Source organism: Desulfofustis glycolicus DSM 9705 (assembly GCF_900130015.1).
Taxonomy (GTDB): domain Bacteria; phylum Desulfobacterota; class Desulfobulbia; order Desulfobulbales; family Desulfocapsaceae; genus Desulfofustis; species Desulfofustis glycolicus.
The window spans coordinates 59,993-74,780 of sequence record NZ_FQXS01000020.1; the positions used below are offsets into that span (position 1 = coordinate 59,993).

The 14,788-nt window shown below is 60.8% G+C and carries 15 protein-coding genes; 5 read left to right on the forward strand and 10 right to left on the reverse strand.

Annotated features, from left to right (window positions below; all coding sequences use genetic code 11):
- Positions 1 to 52: 52 nt before the first annotated feature.
- The 3 genes from BUC26_RS15420 to BUC26_RS15430 are packed head-to-tail and all read right to left on the reverse strand — an operon-like array spanning position 53 to position 2,123.
- Positions 53 to 1,576 (reverse strand): terminase large subunit domain-containing protein, encoded by a 1,524-nt coding sequence (locus tag BUC26_RS15420; protein ID WP_028577523.1) that lies wholly within the window; start codon positions 1,574 to 1,576, stop codon positions 53 to 55.
- The gene (locus BUC26_RS15425; protein ID WP_011366961.1) at positions 1,576 to 1,854 is read right to left on the reverse strand and encodes a hypothetical protein; all 279 of its coding nucleotides are present in this window, start codon (positions 1,852 to 1,854) and stop codon (positions 1,576 to 1,578) included. The genes BUC26_RS15420 and BUC26_RS15425 overlap by 1 nt, the downstream gene beginning before the upstream one ends.
- Positions 1,851 to 2,123, reverse strand: a complete 273-nt coding sequence (locus BUC26_RS15430; protein ID WP_028577524.1) for a hypothetical protein — start codon at positions 2,121 to 2,123, stop codon at positions 1,851 to 1,853. Before BUC26_RS15430 ends, BUC26_RS15425 begins: the two co-directional genes overlap by 4 nt.
- A 140-nt stretch (positions 2,124 to 2,263) precedes the next feature.
- On the opposite strand from BUC26_RS15430, the gene BUC26_RS15435 reads away from it, so the two are divergent.
- The 3 genes from BUC26_RS15435 to BUC26_RS15445 are packed head-to-tail and all read left to right on the forward strand — an operon-like array spanning position 2,264 to position 3,761.
- Positions 2,264 to 2,458: a hypothetical protein gene (locus tag BUC26_RS15435; protein ID WP_028577525.1), complete on the forward strand. Its 195-nt coding sequence runs from the start codon at positions 2,264 to 2,266 to the stop codon at positions 2,456 to 2,458.
- A gap of 33 nt (positions 2,459 to 2,491) precedes the next feature.
- A complete protein-coding gene (locus BUC26_RS15440; RefSeq protein ID WP_028577526.1) occupies positions 2,492 to 2,866 on the forward strand; it encodes a hypothetical protein in 375 nt (124 codons plus the stop codon).
- Positions 2,847 to 3,761, forward strand: a complete 915-nt coding sequence (locus BUC26_RS15445) for a tyrosine-type recombinase/integrase (protein ID WP_028577527.1) — start codon at positions 2,847 to 2,849, stop codon at positions 3,759 to 3,761. Before BUC26_RS15440 ends, BUC26_RS15445 begins: the two co-directional genes overlap by 20 nt.
- Before the next feature lie 600 nt (positions 3,762 to 4,361).
- Here the strand turns inward: BUC26_RS15445 and BUC26_RS15450 are convergent.
- The 3 genes from BUC26_RS15450 to BUC26_RS15460 all read right to left on the reverse strand — a co-directional run bounded on the left by BUC26_RS15450 (position 4,362) and on the right by BUC26_RS15460 (position 6,009).
- Positions 4,362 to 4,862, reverse strand: a complete 501-nt coding sequence (locus BUC26_RS15450) for a hypothetical protein (RefSeq protein WP_015721258.1) — start codon at positions 4,860 to 4,862, stop codon at positions 4,362 to 4,364.
- 91 nt (positions 4,863 to 4,953) lie between these two features.
- Positions 4,954 to 5,232: a hypothetical protein gene (locus BUC26_RS15455; RefSeq protein ID WP_028577528.1), complete on the reverse strand. Its 279-nt coding sequence runs from the start codon at positions 5,230 to 5,232 to the stop codon at positions 4,954 to 4,956.
- 3 nt (positions 5,233 to 5,235) lie between these two features.
- A complete protein-coding gene (locus BUC26_RS15460) occupies positions 5,236 to 6,009 on the reverse strand; it encodes a hypothetical protein (protein WP_028577529.1) in 774 nt (257 codons plus the stop codon).
- A gap of 627 nt (positions 6,010 to 6,636) precedes the next feature.
- Here BUC26_RS15460 and BUC26_RS15465 point away from each other — a divergent pair.
- Together BUC26_RS15465 and BUC26_RS23440 are read left to right on the forward strand one after the other, a co-directional pair.
- Positions 6,637 to 8,145: a Fic family protein gene (locus BUC26_RS15465; protein WP_073377454.1), complete on the forward strand. Its 1,509-nt coding sequence runs from the start codon at positions 6,637 to 6,639 to the stop codon at positions 8,143 to 8,145.
- 24 nt (positions 8,146 to 8,169) lie between these two features.
- Positions 8,170 to 8,319 (forward strand): hypothetical protein, encoded by a 150-nt coding sequence (locus BUC26_RS23440; RefSeq protein WP_043775422.1) that lies wholly within the window; start codon positions 8,170 to 8,172, stop codon positions 8,317 to 8,319.
- Between the two features lie 33 nt (positions 8,320 to 8,352).
- Here the strand turns inward: BUC26_RS23440 and BUC26_RS15470 are convergent, their stop codons facing one another.
- From BUC26_RS15470 to BUC26_RS15485, 4 genes are read right to left on the reverse strand one after another with little or no spacing between them, the layout of a single operon-like run.
- Positions 8,353 to 11,655: a CHC2 zinc finger domain-containing protein gene (locus tag BUC26_RS15470; protein ID WP_028577531.1), complete on the reverse strand. Its 3,303-nt coding sequence runs from the start codon at positions 11,653 to 11,655 to the stop codon at positions 8,353 to 8,355.
- A complete protein-coding gene (recD2, locus tag BUC26_RS15475; protein ID WP_028577532.1) occupies positions 11,652 to 13,880 on the reverse strand; it encodes an SF1B family DNA helicase RecD2 in 2,229 nt (742 codons plus the stop codon). Before recD2 ends, BUC26_RS15470 begins: the two co-directional genes overlap by 4 nt.
- The gene (locus tag BUC26_RS15480; RefSeq protein ID WP_013258639.1) at positions 13,832 to 14,314 is read right to left on the reverse strand and encodes an ERCC4 domain-containing protein; all 483 of its coding nucleotides are present in this window, start codon (positions 14,312 to 14,314) and stop codon (positions 13,832 to 13,834) included. Before BUC26_RS15480 ends, recD2 begins: the two co-directional genes overlap by 49 nt.
- Positions 14,314 to 14,787 carry a DUF669 domain-containing protein gene (locus BUC26_RS15485; protein ID WP_028577533.1) on the reverse strand — a complete coding sequence of 158 codons (474 nt, stop codon included), beginning with the start codon at positions 14,785 to 14,787 and terminating at the stop codon, positions 14,314 to 14,316. The genes BUC26_RS15480 and BUC26_RS15485 overlap by 1 nt, the downstream gene beginning before the upstream one ends.
- Position 14,788: the final 1 nt, after the last annotated feature.

The window sequence follows — 14,788 nt, forward strand, 5'->3', positions numbered from 1 at the left end:
GCTCGATGCCTGTTACTTACCGGAGCGGGGTGGAAAGCGTCGGAGGATGCGGTCAGATGAAGACCGGATTGGTGAGCACCGGCTTGAGCGAGACCACCTCTTCGCCGACCGGGTCGAGGTTGCCTTCCTCCCGGATCAGCATGGCGCAGCGCACCGCGTCGATGATGTGGTCGTTGCCCTTGGAATAGATGATCTTGCCGTCCCGCAGGGTGTAGGTGTGGGTGGTGAACTGGTCTTCCACCTCCAGATCGTCCGAGGGGAAAATGAGCTGCTTGCGCTGCAGGGCTCCGTTGATGAGGCTGGTCATCAGCTCCTTGGTCCGCTTCTTGACTTCCTTGCCGTCGCGGACCGCCAGCCGGGTCATGCCGCCGAAGTCGTATCCCTTGAGCCTGCCTTCCAGCTCCAGCCCTTTGTACTTGTCCAGGGTGAGCAGCTCCTGGACCACGGCCAGGCCGTTGCCGCCGTTGTCCACGCCGATGCCCGCCGGGGTGTAGTAACGCTCCAGCAGCGCGATGATCTGGGCGATGTGCGGGTAGGAAACGTGTTCGAGATGAACGCGCAGGATCATCTTCAGCAGCGTCCGCTCGCCGATCTCCAACTCCTGGAATACGACGATCTCGGTGGGATCGTTGGTGTAGCCCAGGTCGCCGCCGACCCAGAACTGACCGCTGCGGGGCGTGAGGTTGAGCAGCATCTCCAGCCGGTCGTGGGCCGCTTCCTCGGTGTCGCAGTCGCGCATCTCGGAATCGGTGATGACGATCTTCTGGTACTCCAGCAGATCCTGCCGACAGAGGTTGAACTGCTCGACATTGAAGGCCCCATAGGATGGCTTACCGTGTTCACCGGCCACCTCGTGCTGCCAACCGGAGCTGTCACGGCCGCCGTAGAACTCCAGCAATTCGGCCTCGCGATCCTCGGTCCACAGGGGATTGAGCCAAGACGGCCAGCGGAACACATGGAACTGATCCGATGAGGTGAGCCGGTAATAGGTGGTGTCGCGCAGGCCGTTGGGCGTTGAGTAGATGCGTAGCGTCCCCCCGGCCTTGAGGCACTGGCGCAGCGCCTTCCAGGCCCGTTCGGTCAGCCAGGCTCCTTCATCGACCCAGACGCGGCCCACGTGCAAGGACCGGAAGGCGTCGCCATAGGCCCCGGCCGGGCGGAAATAGAGCACCGAACCGTTGGTGAACTCCAGCCGGAAGTAGGGTTTGCGGTGGATCTTGGGCTTGCCGTACTTGGTCAGGGCGATGCTGTTCATCAGATCCGGGTTGGTGTCGAGCTGGAACTCGATCTCTTCGATGATGGTATCGAGGTGCCCCTGGTGCGGAGCCGCGATGAGGCCCTGGCCGCCCCGGGTGGTAAAGGCGTAATGGAGCGCGTCGGTCGAGAGCACGATGGACTTGCCCACGTCCCGGCCGTCGAGGTGGATGATGTTCTTGGCCGGGCAGCGCAGGTCCTCCACCTGATGCGGCCAATAGTCGCGGCCTGAGCCATCCCGGTTGTAGAGGTAGGCTTGCCCCCACAACACGGGATCGCTCAGGGTCGCCGCAAGTTTGCGCTCCTTGTCGGTTACCGCCATCAGTGCATTCCCGTCCTCAAGGCGCTGCCGAGGATGGTGCCCACCAGTTCCGTCAGGATCTGCTGCACGGCCAGAGTGTTCTTCCTGTCGTGGACAGCCTCCTGAATGTCGATGATGGCCTGGTCCAACTCCGCCCAAGCCCGGTACTGCTGCTGGGCCGCTTCCAGACGGCCGAGGGCGTTCTCAATCCGTCCCGCCGCCAGCTCGGTGCCGATTTCGACCAGGGCCTCACCGGCCTGGCGAACGGCATCGCTGTTCTCCTGAAGAATCTCTTTCATTGGCCTGCCTCCTGGTTCGCGCCGTTGGCCCACTGGTCAAGGGCGTCCACGGCGGTCTGCAGGCGCAGACCGACTCCGGTCAGGCGCTCGGCGTCCGGGTGGCCGACCTCGCGCAGCGCCTTGTTGGCCTCGGTCACGTACCCGGGCGTGTGGCGGTTGACGGTGGCCACCGCCGACTGGATCTGGGCAGGTGGCCGGTAGGTGGCGCAGCCGGTCATGATCCCGGCCAGCGCCAGCGGAATGGTCCATTCGAGGGTCTTCTTCAACATGTTGATCTCCTTTGGGTTATGGGTTTGGGGCACATGCAGAAAGATCTCTGCAAACACTTGATTTCCAACGAAATAGAAGCGTCATTGGATGTGACGCGGGATGGTCCCGCATCCACGAAAACTGGAACCGGAGGCAGGCCATGACCTACGACAGAAACCGCCAGCAGGCACTCAAGGCGTACCGAGAAAAGCAGGAGAACATCGCCCGGCTGATCGAGGGCATTCGCGGCAAGCTCGAAACGGACGCGAAGCAGCCGGACATCAACTGGGCGAGCGTTGGCTCCCTCGGCCACGTCGAGGAACTGCTGCGGGAGCTGGACGAGTTCCTGTCCTGAACACACCGAGCCACCGACAAAGGAGACATTGACATGAGCGAATGCACCGTGCATCAAGCCGCCGAGGCTTTCATCGGCCACCTGCGGGAATCCGGAAAGAAAGAGCGGACCCTCTACACCTACCGGAAGGACCTCGATGTAGTGGAGGCCTTCTTCGGCGCGGATCGCCAGCTCGCAGAGATCCGGCTTCCCCAGGTCGGCAAGTTCTACAAGTCCGACCTGCTGCTCAAACTCCCCGACGGCAAGGAGCGAGCCGAACGCACCGTCGCCAAGACCGTCCGGGTGTTCCGCATGATGATGGTATGGGCCATGGAATCTGGGCGCATCGAGGAGCTGCCGCTGCCCAAGAGCACACCCATGGGCCACAGCCGGGTGAAGGAGTCCAGCGATGAGCAACCGAACGGCTGACCTCGACCTGACGGGCGCGACAGAGGCGTTCTGTGCCCGCCTGTCGGCCGAAGGTCGCTCCCCTGCGACCATAGCCGCATACCGCCGAGACCTCGCCCTGGTGGCCCGCGTTGCCGATGAGCTGGCCCCGGGCATCGTCTGCCGGGAAGTCACGGCCGGGCTCCTCGACCAGGTGTTTTCCGCCGGGGCGGTCACCGAGAGTGAGCGAGGCCCACGCTCGGCGGCCTCGCTCCATCGGATGAAGGCGGCGGTGCGGGCGTTTTTCGCCTGGGCCGCCGAGGCGGGCGTGGTCGATGACAATCCGGCCCGGTCCATCCGCATGCATCGGCTGCCGAGAAAGCTGCCGGTCTTCCTGACCACCGCCGAAAAGAAACGTCTGCTCAAGGAGCTCAAAGGACGGACCGACTTCTCCGCGCTGCGCGACCGCGCCATGATCGAGGTGCTGCTGGGCACCGGGATCAGGCTTGGCGAGCTGGCCGCGCTCGACATGGATGACATCGACCTCGACGCCAAGCATCTGCGGGTGCGGGCCAAGGGGAATGTGCCGCAGGTCAAGTTCATCAAGACCGACCTCCGCACATTGCTGCGCCGTTACCTGGCCGAGCGCCGTCGACACGGCCGCCCGGAAATGGAAGCCTTGTTCCTGTCGAACCGGGACGGCAGACTCTGCCAGCGGCAGATAGCCAACCGGCTCGCCCACTGGCTGCGGAAGGCCGGGATCGAAAAGGAACTGACGCCGCACGGGCTGCGGCATACCTTCGCCACCCACCTCTACGGCGCGACCAATGACCTGCTCGTGGTGCAGCGGGCCTTGGGGCACCGGGACGTGTCCACCACCCAGATCTACACCCACCTCGTGGACGGCCAGCTTGAGGAAGCCCTCGAACGACTCTGATCCTTCCGAACCCGACGATGGGAGCGGCCTCGGCTGCTCCTGTTTTCGTTGGGCGAGACAGTGTCGAAGACAGTGAATGACAGTGCCCGCAAAAGAACACATCCGCCGATGATGATTGATCATGACGATGGTTCTTAGTCTCCCAGGCGGAGCGGGAAATATCGATTGACCGGAATTTCTCCTTCGCTGTCTGTCGGCCGCACATCGCTATAACTGCTTGGCTTATGCGCTCCAGTCGCGGAACACACATGGCAATATCTGCTTGGCATGTGCGAGGGCCGCTGCCGATGTAATGGCTGTTTGCGGGGCTTGGCCGGTTCTGCCTGGGGCTGGATATGCCAATATTTACTTGGGTTGTGTGAGAGAGCCCCGGCGTGAACATGCCGATATCTACTTGGCTTATGCGGTTCGGCTTATGCGCACACATCCCAAGCGGATATCGAGAGCTGCAGGAGGAGGTCGAGGAGTGGAAATGATGATCGGCAGCCGGAGAATGCCGATTCCGAAAGTGCAAGGAACACGTCTTATCCGCAATTCCTGGTGAAGCTGTCTGCCGCAAGTCGCCGTGTGCCGGGGTCATCGGAAAGGCCCTCCATGGTGTTATCCGCAATTCTTTCCGCGTTTCTTGCGGCCGGAGGGTTTCGCGCCCGGGGCGTTTGCGGCCTCGGCCACCTTCTCGAGCAGCGCCGCCGCCCATTCCGCCGGAGAGGTCTGCGGGCCTTTCGGCTCCTCACCCTCGCGGGCGATCTTGGTGGTTTTGAGGTCCTTCATGTGGCAGCGGATCATCCGGTCGAGCTTTTCGGCGGCGTCCGTGTTCCCCTCGATCTGGGCGCGGACCAGCTTCACCGAGTAGACGCCCACCAGCTCCACCTGCAGGAAGTCGCTGGACTTGTTGAACTCGAAGTCCTGGTTGAGGCGGTCGATGATCGCGTCGAACATGACCTTCTCTTCCGGCGTCAGGCAGCGGTCGGCAAAGATGCCGTGACGCAGCCGGTTCTGATTGCCCTCGGGCGCACCAGGCCCGCGCCGGGGCGGTTCGGTCTTGCCCTCGTTGCGGTGCCAGCGGTCCAGCGTCTCTTTGTCCGGTTTGTTCAGTGCCACGTGGAAATCCTGCCGAATATTGTTTTCCCAAGCCGGGATGCGGGGCGGGAGGCCGATTTAGCCTCCAAACGCGCTCCCGCCGGTTCAGGGGTTACTTACCGGAAGCGGCGCTCAACTGTCGGTCCCGATCCTGTTTTCGTTCGGCGGCGATGATCTGGTTGACCCGGCGGGTGGTCACACCGGCGAGGTTGGAGATCTCCTGGCTGCTGATCCCCTGCAGATGAAGGGCAAGCACCAGGTCACGGCGTTCCTGGTAGAAGCGGCTCGGTGCAGGGACCCAGAGAATTCCGGTGTAGTGCTTCTGAACCTGCTCGAAGAGTTCCTCGGGCAAGACATCCTTGGCGTTGGCGTAGCGTTTCTTTTTCTTCACGGCTCAATCCTCCACTTTCTTCATCCACGGCTGCGGCACGTCCGGGTTGTAGAACCGCAGCGTGCTGGGACGCCCGGACTTCGGCCCGTGGACAATTTCGATAAAACGCTCGGTGACCTCGCCAATCTCCTGATCGCCATCGACGAAACAGACCAGGCCGTAGTCCTCGCCGCAGGGAAACCGAAACCGGCCCTGGTTCTGATAGAGGCGTGCCTCGGACCAGCTCTTGGCCATGGCCTCCTCACGGATGGCGTCGACCTTGGCGACAGCCTGGGAAGTTACCGGCTGCTTACATTTCCAAGCTTGGTTCCCGGGATAAATCCAGTCCTTTCTGGGAACTTCGACGGGTTTCTCCTGGGGTTCGGGACGAAGCGCGGGTGGCCGGTAGTTCTTCGGGGAAAAGGAATGCAGGACCTCCTGCAGGCTTTCCTTGCCGAACTCCCGGATGGCCAGCTCCTGCAGGGCGTTGAATCGCTGCCGCAGCGTGTTCCAGGCATCCTCGGGGAGCTTTCCGGCCTTGTGCGCGGCTTGGGCCGTGACCATGCGGGAACGCAGCCAGGCAAAGTATTCAGGCGAAAGCAGACGAAAAACCTTGCCGTTCTGCTCGATGTCGATCTCACCCGTCCGGACCCAGGCGAACTTCCTGATTTCAAGATCGGTGGTGACGAAAAGGGACTGGCAGTGTTCCGAGGTCTCGGAAACGGCGAGACTGGCTTGGCTGTCGGCTTTGGGGGCATCCGTGCCGAGGTGACGGATCATGGTGGTCAGCAAGCTCATGGCAATTCTCCGGAAACGTTGGTAGTCATCGTTTCCAGTTACTTACCGGAGCCCCTGAGCGAGTGACGGAGCTGTAGAAAGGGGTTTCTACGTCTCCGCCCCTTTCTACGGTACCTTTCTACAAGCAAAAACAGACTTGTAATCAATAGGTTATGATTATGATGGTAGAAAGTGTAGAAAGGTTATGGAGGTTACTTGCCGCACGGGGATTTTTCCCGTGAGCCAGCACCGAGGTCATGGGGCTGAAAAATTCATGAGTCAGGGGAAGTGACCCCGGAAACCTTTCTACCCTTTCTACGCTTCCGATGAAAACCGATTGAAACCAATGGGTTGCTGCGTAGAAAGTGGTTCCCGGGACATTCTACAGCGTAGAAAGGTCTTTCTACCGGAGGCTGTGCATCCTCCGCCGGATTCCGACGCCTCTGTAACTGTATTTCGTAAAAAATGCCTGTTTGTAATCATATTTTGAGTTGCAAATACGTTTTTTGAGGACCACCCCCCATTTTGACCCCTCACCCAGGCATCCCAAACAATTTTCTTGAAAACTGCTGATAATGTAACTATATTTTTAACTCAAAGGCTCATAGTAATCATTTTTTGAGAAACGTAACGATTTTTTGAGGTGTGATGACATTGGACACGACACAGAACCGGCTGGCAGGCTATGCGTTTCTGATAGAGCAATTCGACTTGAGAGCTTTGCCGAACTGGCACACGTCCTCAGTCAGCCCGACGGGGACGCTGCGCTCTACTATTCAGGATGGGCAGGTGGAATCCGTCTACCCCCAGTCCTATTGGCCCGGAGACGGGACGGGAGACCATCTGGAGTTCGCCCTCAAGTACGACGGCGTGAACCTTGGCATCCTGTCGGCCCTTTTCGACGTGGTCCCAGCAGACGAGATAGCGGCCTGGATCAGCTCGAAACCGACCGGGAAATACGCCCGCAGGATCTGGTTCCTGTATGAATTCCTGACCGGGCGGGAACTCCCGCTGCCGGATTTGACCAAGGGGAATTACATCGAGCTGCTCGAGCCGGACCGTTACTACACCGCAGCGCCCGGCCGTCGCATGCAGCGTCAGAGAGTCATCGACAATCTGCTTGGCGGGAAAGATTTCTGTCCCATCATCCGGCGCACCGAAAAGCTCGCCGCCATGGAAGGAATCGACCTGCAGAAACGGTGCGAAGAGGTCGTGACCTCCTATCCACCGGAGCTTCTCAGACGGGCACTAAGCTACCTGTATAACAAAGAGACCAAGTCCTCATTCGAGATCGAACACATCAAGCCGAGCGCCTCCCGGATAGAGAAATTCATCGGCTTGCTGGAGATGGCCGAGCACAAGGACTTTTGCGAGAAGCCTCTCCTGATCGACGTGCAGAACCGCATCGTCGATCCCCGATTTCGAGACACGGACTACCGGGCCAACCAGAACTACGTCGGTCAAACTATTTCCTATCAGAAGCAGCTCGTTCACTATGTCTGCCCGAAGCCCGACGACCTCCCGGAACTGATGGCGGGACTACTCGCTGCCCATCAAGTGATGAAGGAGGGCGCGGTCCCCACCATTATCCATGCCGCCGCCATCTCCTACGGATTCGTCTTCATGCATCCCTTTGAGGACGGCAACGGCCGTATTCACCGGTTTCTCATTCACAATATCCTGTTTCTGCGCGGCGAGATCCCGAAAGGGCTCATGTTCCCGGTCTCCGCCGCCATGCTGAAAAATCCGGCGCTTTACGATCACTCCCTGGAGGCGTTCTCAAACCCGCTGATGCGGCTGGTTGAATACGACTTGGACGATCTCGGCCAGATGACCGTGCCGGATGAGACCGGACCTCTGTACAGGTACATCGACATGACCGCTCAGGCGGAGGCGTTGTATGATTTCGTCAAGCTCACCATCGAGCACGAACTGGTGGAAGAACTCGATTTTCTGGCGAGTTACGACAAGACCAAGCAGGCCATTCAGGAGATCGTGGACATGCCTGACCGCCTCATTGATCTTTTTATCCAGCTCTGCCTGCAAAACAATGGTCGCCTTTCGGCGAGAAAGAGGGAATCGCATTTCGGGTTTCTGACCGATGACGAGTTGGCCGACATGGAAAATGCCGTCCGGGAAGGATACGCGAGGGACTGAGCTTCAAAGCAATGGGGGTGTGAAATGAAGAAAATCGATCAAAACGAGCAGAGCAAACACACTGTTGCACTCCAAGAAATTCTGGTCCTTGGCGAACGCCAGATCAAGGATGGCAAGGTTCAGCCAGCCGCAGAAATGATTAAGCGACTACGGGAGCGGCGGGCGACAACCTGAAGAGGAAAAGCATCATTTGCCCCTCTTCCCGGGTCATTCAATGCGGCGGATCGTGTAGAGTTTTGTGCCGTATCGCTTCTGGCCTATTTCAATCTCGAACCCTGCCCCCCGGATGGTCTCCAGATCATTCACCAGCCGCTGTGCGAATTGCCGGGATGAGTCCATCTCGAAACGCAGACCGAAATCCCGAGCGACTCGCTTGAGGGCCACGAACAGGTCCCGGGAAAGAACCTCCCGTAAACTTCCATCGTCTTCAAAGCGGATCTGATACCGCTGGACGAACTCCTGAACCGGGTCCGTCCGGCGGTCTCCGTAAACATCATGCGCATTGGTTTCGGTCGCGGTGCGCCATGCGTTGAACAGGGTCGCCAGCGCGGTGGCCGTATGGTTTGAATCCCGGGCCGTATCCCGGCTGGTCCGGTTGAGCGACTCGATTTGCCGGGCGAATGCCGGTGCCAACGCTTCCAGCCCCTGTTCCATCTCTTCACGGCTCGATCCGGCCAGCATCATCAGGTACATCAGGCTGAGATACTCATTGCAGCGGCGTTTGTCGTGGTTCCCCAGGGCCTCGTGCAACAGCTTCATGGCATGGCGTCTCATGCCGTCTCGCATCATCGCCAGCACCACCCGGGTCCGCTTCATGATGACCGAAATGATGAGGTCACGATGCTGCTGGATGCCTGCGACAACCTCGGATTCGATGAAACAGTCATTGCCCTGGTTGGCGACATCGAAATTGATCACAAAACTGCGTGACTGAACCTCCGAGAGCTCCCCGCACAGCGGCTCGATGCCGGTGGTGTTCAGCAGGCATTTGGTCCGCTCGGTGATGGTCTCGCTGTCGGTGCCGCTCTTGCGTTTCTCCTTGGCGATGCCGGTGATGCTGGTCAGCATGAAGGTGGTCAGATCCTCGGTCATCTGCTTGACCTCGATGTTGTCGAGGACGATGAGCGGGTTCTGCGAGCCATCGGTGTAGTTCGCCGCGTCGGTGGCTTTCTTGTGCTGGGGCTCGCCGTAAAGCAGCGTCGACGTGATCTTGCTGGCGGTGGTCTTGCCCGATCCGGCCGAGCCCTCGAAGCGGGTCATGGGCCGCGTCCCGGCGAAGTCGATCAGCAGGAAACAGGAGAGCCAGGAAAGGATGAGAAAGCGATCTCCCTGCGGACAGGTCATGTTGCCCACCAGCAGATCGACCAGGAGCCGGTCCGCCTCTTCGAGGTCGGCGTCGGGCAGGAATTTCAGCGGCTTCATCTTCCGCGAGCCATCCAGGATGATGCCGTCCTCGTTACCGCCGTTCTTCATGATCTGAATTTCGTCCGGGGTGATCTTGGCGATCTCGTGCTCCGGATTGTTCAGGTTGAAATAGACGGTGTAGGAAGCCACATCCGTATGCAGCCAGGAAAAATGGTCGCGCACCTGGCCACGGATCATGGCCAGGCTGGGCAGCACCTCGAAAAATGTCCGTCCGCCGTTGGAGGTCGGCACCATGCCCGTGTGCTTGTAGAGCATGGCCGCGTAATGGCGCTTGCGGCCACGGTCCGGTGAATCCATCCAGTAGATGGCGTTATCGAAATACATGAACGGCTCGCCCTGCAGGGTGTGAAAGAACTGGGCACCGTTGGCGGTGAACCAGTCGTAGGCGGCCTCGGCGGCCAGGGTGTAGTCGGGAGCGCCGTTCTCCAGTTCCGTGTCGATCAGCACCTCGTCGACCCTGGCGCGGCATGATCCGGGCATCGCGCCGGACATCCGCTTGGCCTTCTTCTTTTCATTACGGAACTCGACCTTGCGGTCCTTCTGGATGGCGCGGATCTGTTCCTTCAGGGTGGCCATGGAGACGCCACCACCGATGCGCTCCTGCACCAGCTTCAGCAGGCGGGCCTGTTCCAACGGAGACTGCTCGGAAATCTCCCCCAGTATCGGTTCGAGCAGGCGGTTGCGTTCCTCTTCCTCAGCGCCCTCTGGCAGCGAGCGCACGCCGAACTCGATGGGCGTGCTGGCCTCGGCGAGCAGGCGTTCGAAATCCTCCCGGGTATGCCCGGCGGCAATGTAATCGTTGACGTCGATCTTGGCGGTGGCGAGAAGCACCTCGGCCGACTTGATTTCCTCGGCGGGACGTCCCGCCAGCAGCTTGGCCAGCTCCTTCGGCCCCACGCTCGCCGTCAGGCCGAAGCGTTCGGTCAGCTCCTGCCGGGCCGAGATCTGTGTCTCCGACAAGGGCAGCGTCACCAGGCGGGTGTCGATCTTGTGTTCGGCCAGGGTGCGGGCGGTTTGCAGCGCCCCCTTGAGACCGGCCTGGGAGAGTTCGTTGTCCTGGCAGATGTAGACGGTTTCGACGCCGCGCAGCTTGGGGATCAGGCGTTCCCAATCGGCGGCCCGGATGCGAACGGTGACCGGAGATACGGTGGGCAGGCCCAGTTGCATCAGCGCCAGACAATCGGTCACCCCCTCGGTGATGATCACCTTGCCGGGCCGGGCCAGCAGACAGTCCTCGTTGAACAGCAGCGCGTTGTTGATGAAGTCGGCGACGTAGGGCCGCTGGTGCTCGTCATGAACCGGCAGTTTCTTGTATTTCCCTTGCTCCCAGCCCACGTCCGGGGTCCACGGCGTCTTGCGGCCGATCATGAACACCACTCGGCCACGGCTCCAGTAGGGAAAGACGATGCGGCGCTCGAAAAATGGCGTCAGGCCGTCCTGGCTGGTGGGACGGAAAGCGCCGGTGGCGGCGAGCTCCCGCTTGGAAAAACCGTCCTCACCCCCGGTCAGTTGGGCGACCGCGCCGGACGCGTTGTCCGCGTAGCCGATCAGGAGATCGTCGATGGTCTCCTCGCTCAGGGCGTATTTGGATTTCAGCCAGTCGAGGACCTCCGACGACTCCTTCAGCCTGGCGTGGTAAAGCCTGGCCAGCGAGGTCAGCGCGTCCTTGACCCGCAGTTCGAAGGTACGGTCGGCCTCCGTCTGGGCCAGACGCTCCTGGCTCAGGCCATAGCGCGACAGCGGCGGCAAGCCCGCCTTTTTGGCGAGATAGTCCCGGGCCTGACGGTGGCTGTCCGTCATCGGACCGGATTGCCCGGCGGTGACCGAGCCCGTCTGAATGAACTCAACGAGCTGCAGCACATCACCGCCGGCTCCGCAGCCGAAGCAGTACCAGCCCTGCTTGTCGAGCATCACGTGCAGCGACAGGCGCGACTGGCTCTGATGGTTGGGGCAGTCGCACATCAAGCGCTGGCCGGTCTCCTGGGTGATCCGTCCCGGCAGGAGTTCCCGGGCCACGTCACCGATGTCCATCTCGGTGACGAGCCGGTAATACTCCCTGACGTTATCCGTTCCGCCCATACTCATTCGGCCTCCGCGACACGGGCGAAATCGGCATCCGCGTGCTGGGCGGCGTCCAGAAACAGGGGCAAAAAGGTCCGGCGGTCATCCACCTGGCAACGCTTGGCGCAGTTCTGGATGCCCCAATGGTCACCCAGGACAATGGCGGTGCGCCGGGCACGAGTCACCCCGGTGTAGAGCAGATTGCGGTGGTGCATGAAGGAATGCGCCTTGTGGACCACCAACACGGCGCAGGGGAACTCGGAGCCCTGGGTTTTGTGGATGGTGAGCGCATAGGCGAGCTGCAGGTCCTGAAGGTCGGGCGAACCCTTCTCCAGCTCCACCGGCATGCCGTCGAAGTCGATGACCAAGGTGCCGTTCGCGAGGACATCGACCACATAGCCGATGGCACCGTTCATCACGTTCAGGTCGTAATTGTTCCGGGTCTGGATGACCTTGTCGTGCTTGAGAAACGGGGCGCGGCGTCCCATGGCGACCGGCGGCACCTCGGTGTTCCAGAGTTTGCGCTGGATGAGCCGCTGCAATTCCTCGTTCAGTTCCTTGGTGCCGAGCGGCCCCTTGTGGGTCGGCGTCAGCACCTGCACGTCCTTGATGATGTCGAACCCCAGGGCGTCGAGCCGCTCCTGAAACAGCTCCAGCAGGAACGAGCGTGCAGCCATCGGGTCGGTGAACTGATCCACCAGATACCAATCCCGGCATCCGGCCACCGACGCCTCGCTGGTCTTGCGCACCTCGCCCTTGAGAACGGCGGTGCAGTTCTCCTTGAGGACGCCAGCCTGGCGCACGACCTTGTCGAGGATGACCGTGGGGATGGCGCGTGTCTGAATCAGATCGCGCAGGATGTTTCCGGGTCCCACCGGCGGAAGCTGGTTGTGATCGCCGACCAGCAGCACCGTGGTCCGCGACAGGTCGACCGCCTCGAACAGATGCCAGGCCAGCGGCACGTCGACCATCGAAAACTCGTCGACCACCAGGACGTCGGCATCGATGGGGTTCTCCTTGCTGCGGGAGAAGCCCTTGCCGTCATAGCCGAGCAGACGGTGAATGGTGGTGCCGCTGCGACCGCTGACTTCCTCCAGACGCTTGGCCGCCTTACCGGTCGGCGCGGCGAGCACGACCTCCAGATCACTCTCCTCGCAGATGGTGTTGATGACCGAGATGGTGTAGCTCTTGCCAGAACCGGCTCCACCCGAGATCAAGCTGATGCTGTGCTTGAGTGCCGAGCGCACAGCTTCAAGCTGCTTCTCGTTCAGCGTCACCGCGCAGCGCCGAATCAGGGCGTCGAGTTTCTTGACGGACTGGAAATGAGGATTGGGTGTTTCGGCCTGGCCGAACAGCGAGGCCAGCTCCCGCTCCATACGGACGATCTCCGGCAGGGCGACTACAAAACGTCCGCCGTGGGAATCGCAGGCAAGCGCCTGTTCTTCGATGAGCACGTCGAGGGCGCTCTCGATGCGAACCCGGCTGTCCAGGGCATCCATGACCAGCAGCAGGTTGGCCTGGTCCACCAGATCCTCGTATTCGATCCAGCAGTGGCCATTGTCCAGGGCTTCACGGACGCAGAAATTCAACCCGGCCCGGATACGAGGGTTATGGTCCTTGGGGGTTCCCAGCTTGCGGGCGATCTTGTCGACCTTCTTGAAGCCGAATCCCCGGATCTCCCGAATGAGGATGTACGGGTCTTCCTTCAGGATATCGAGGCAGTTGCCGCCGAGTCTTTCGACCAGAGTGGTGACCTGATGATGGGTCAGACCGAATGCCGACAACCAGGCCATGACGGCGTTGACGCTGCGGTTCTTCAACCATTCGTCACGCAGCCGCCGGGCAGCATCCAAGGGCAGTCGGGCCTTGAGCGCAATGCGCTCGGGGTCGTTCAGAAGGGTTTTTTCAAAGGCGTCGCCGAAACTCTCGACGATCAATCTGGCCTTGGCCGGACCAATGCCCTTGATCTCCGGATGGTTAGCCAGATAGTGGATCAGCCCCTCCGGGTCGAGTTCGAGGTCGTGCTCCATCCCGTCGACCTTGAACTGACGGCCGTATTTGGGATGGGTGGACCACGACCCGAGCAGGACCACAGGCTGATTTTCACGGGCGAACAAATTGCCCGCGAACTGGACTTCCTCACCGGTCGGGGTGAGCAGTCGGCCTGCGGAGAACTTGGGTCCGGCATAGTAAACGCGCTCTATTCTTCCCCGGAGTCGCGCCGGGTTACTCTCATTTCTTTTTGGCATCTCGCGATCCTCCGGTGAAAACGTGTCAGGTACTCCTCGACAAAACGGCAGGCGGCCTGCCGGTCCGAGCAGAAGTAGACGGGGACACCGAAGTCGACGACGATGGAGGCGACCGTTCCAATCAGCGCATGCGGGTGGGCATCGCTGCGGTAGCGGCCATCGACCAGATCGCGAAAGTTGCACTCGACAACCACGCAGGCGGATTCGTAGGCGGAGAGCTTTTCCAGCTCGCGGTGGAACCGCTTTCGCCCCCGGATGACGGTGGAGACGAAATCCGTCAGGGATTTGCGCTCCACCGCCACCCGTTCCTCGAGGCCGACCAGCGAGTAATCACCGGCGGGCAGCGCCTTGCGAACCGCCGAAACCTTGTCGCTATCGAAGCTGTAGGGCTCCTGTTCGCGGGTGTCGACGACAACGGTGATCCGGTCCATCATCAGAACGGGATCATGTCGTCCATCGCCGCGCCGGGAGCCCCGGCATCGTCGGCCATGACAATGCGACGGTTGAAGTAGATGTTCTCGTTTTCACCGCGAGTGCGCTTGGTCACCTCCAGCTTGATGTTCAGAAGCTGTTCGAGGTGGCCCGGCAGGTCGGAGAGCTTCTGAAGCTGCAGCCCGCAGGTGTAGAGGTCCTGCTTGAGCCACTTGATGTTCTCGTTGCTGGCCATGACGTTGTTGCGCCAGAGCAGACGGCCCTTGTGGGTCGGCGCAAGAATGCGCAGGGTCCACTTGAGCATGGGGTTGCCCGAGGTCTGGGCGCGGGTCAGTTCGACCCGGTCGACGTTGACCTGGTACTTGCCATCGGGCACGGCCTCGAACTCACGCTCCTCGACTTCGGCGGTTTCAAAGGCGTCGTCGAACTGCGCCAGGTCGAGGTTGCTGCCGGATTGGTTTTCGTAGTGTTCCATG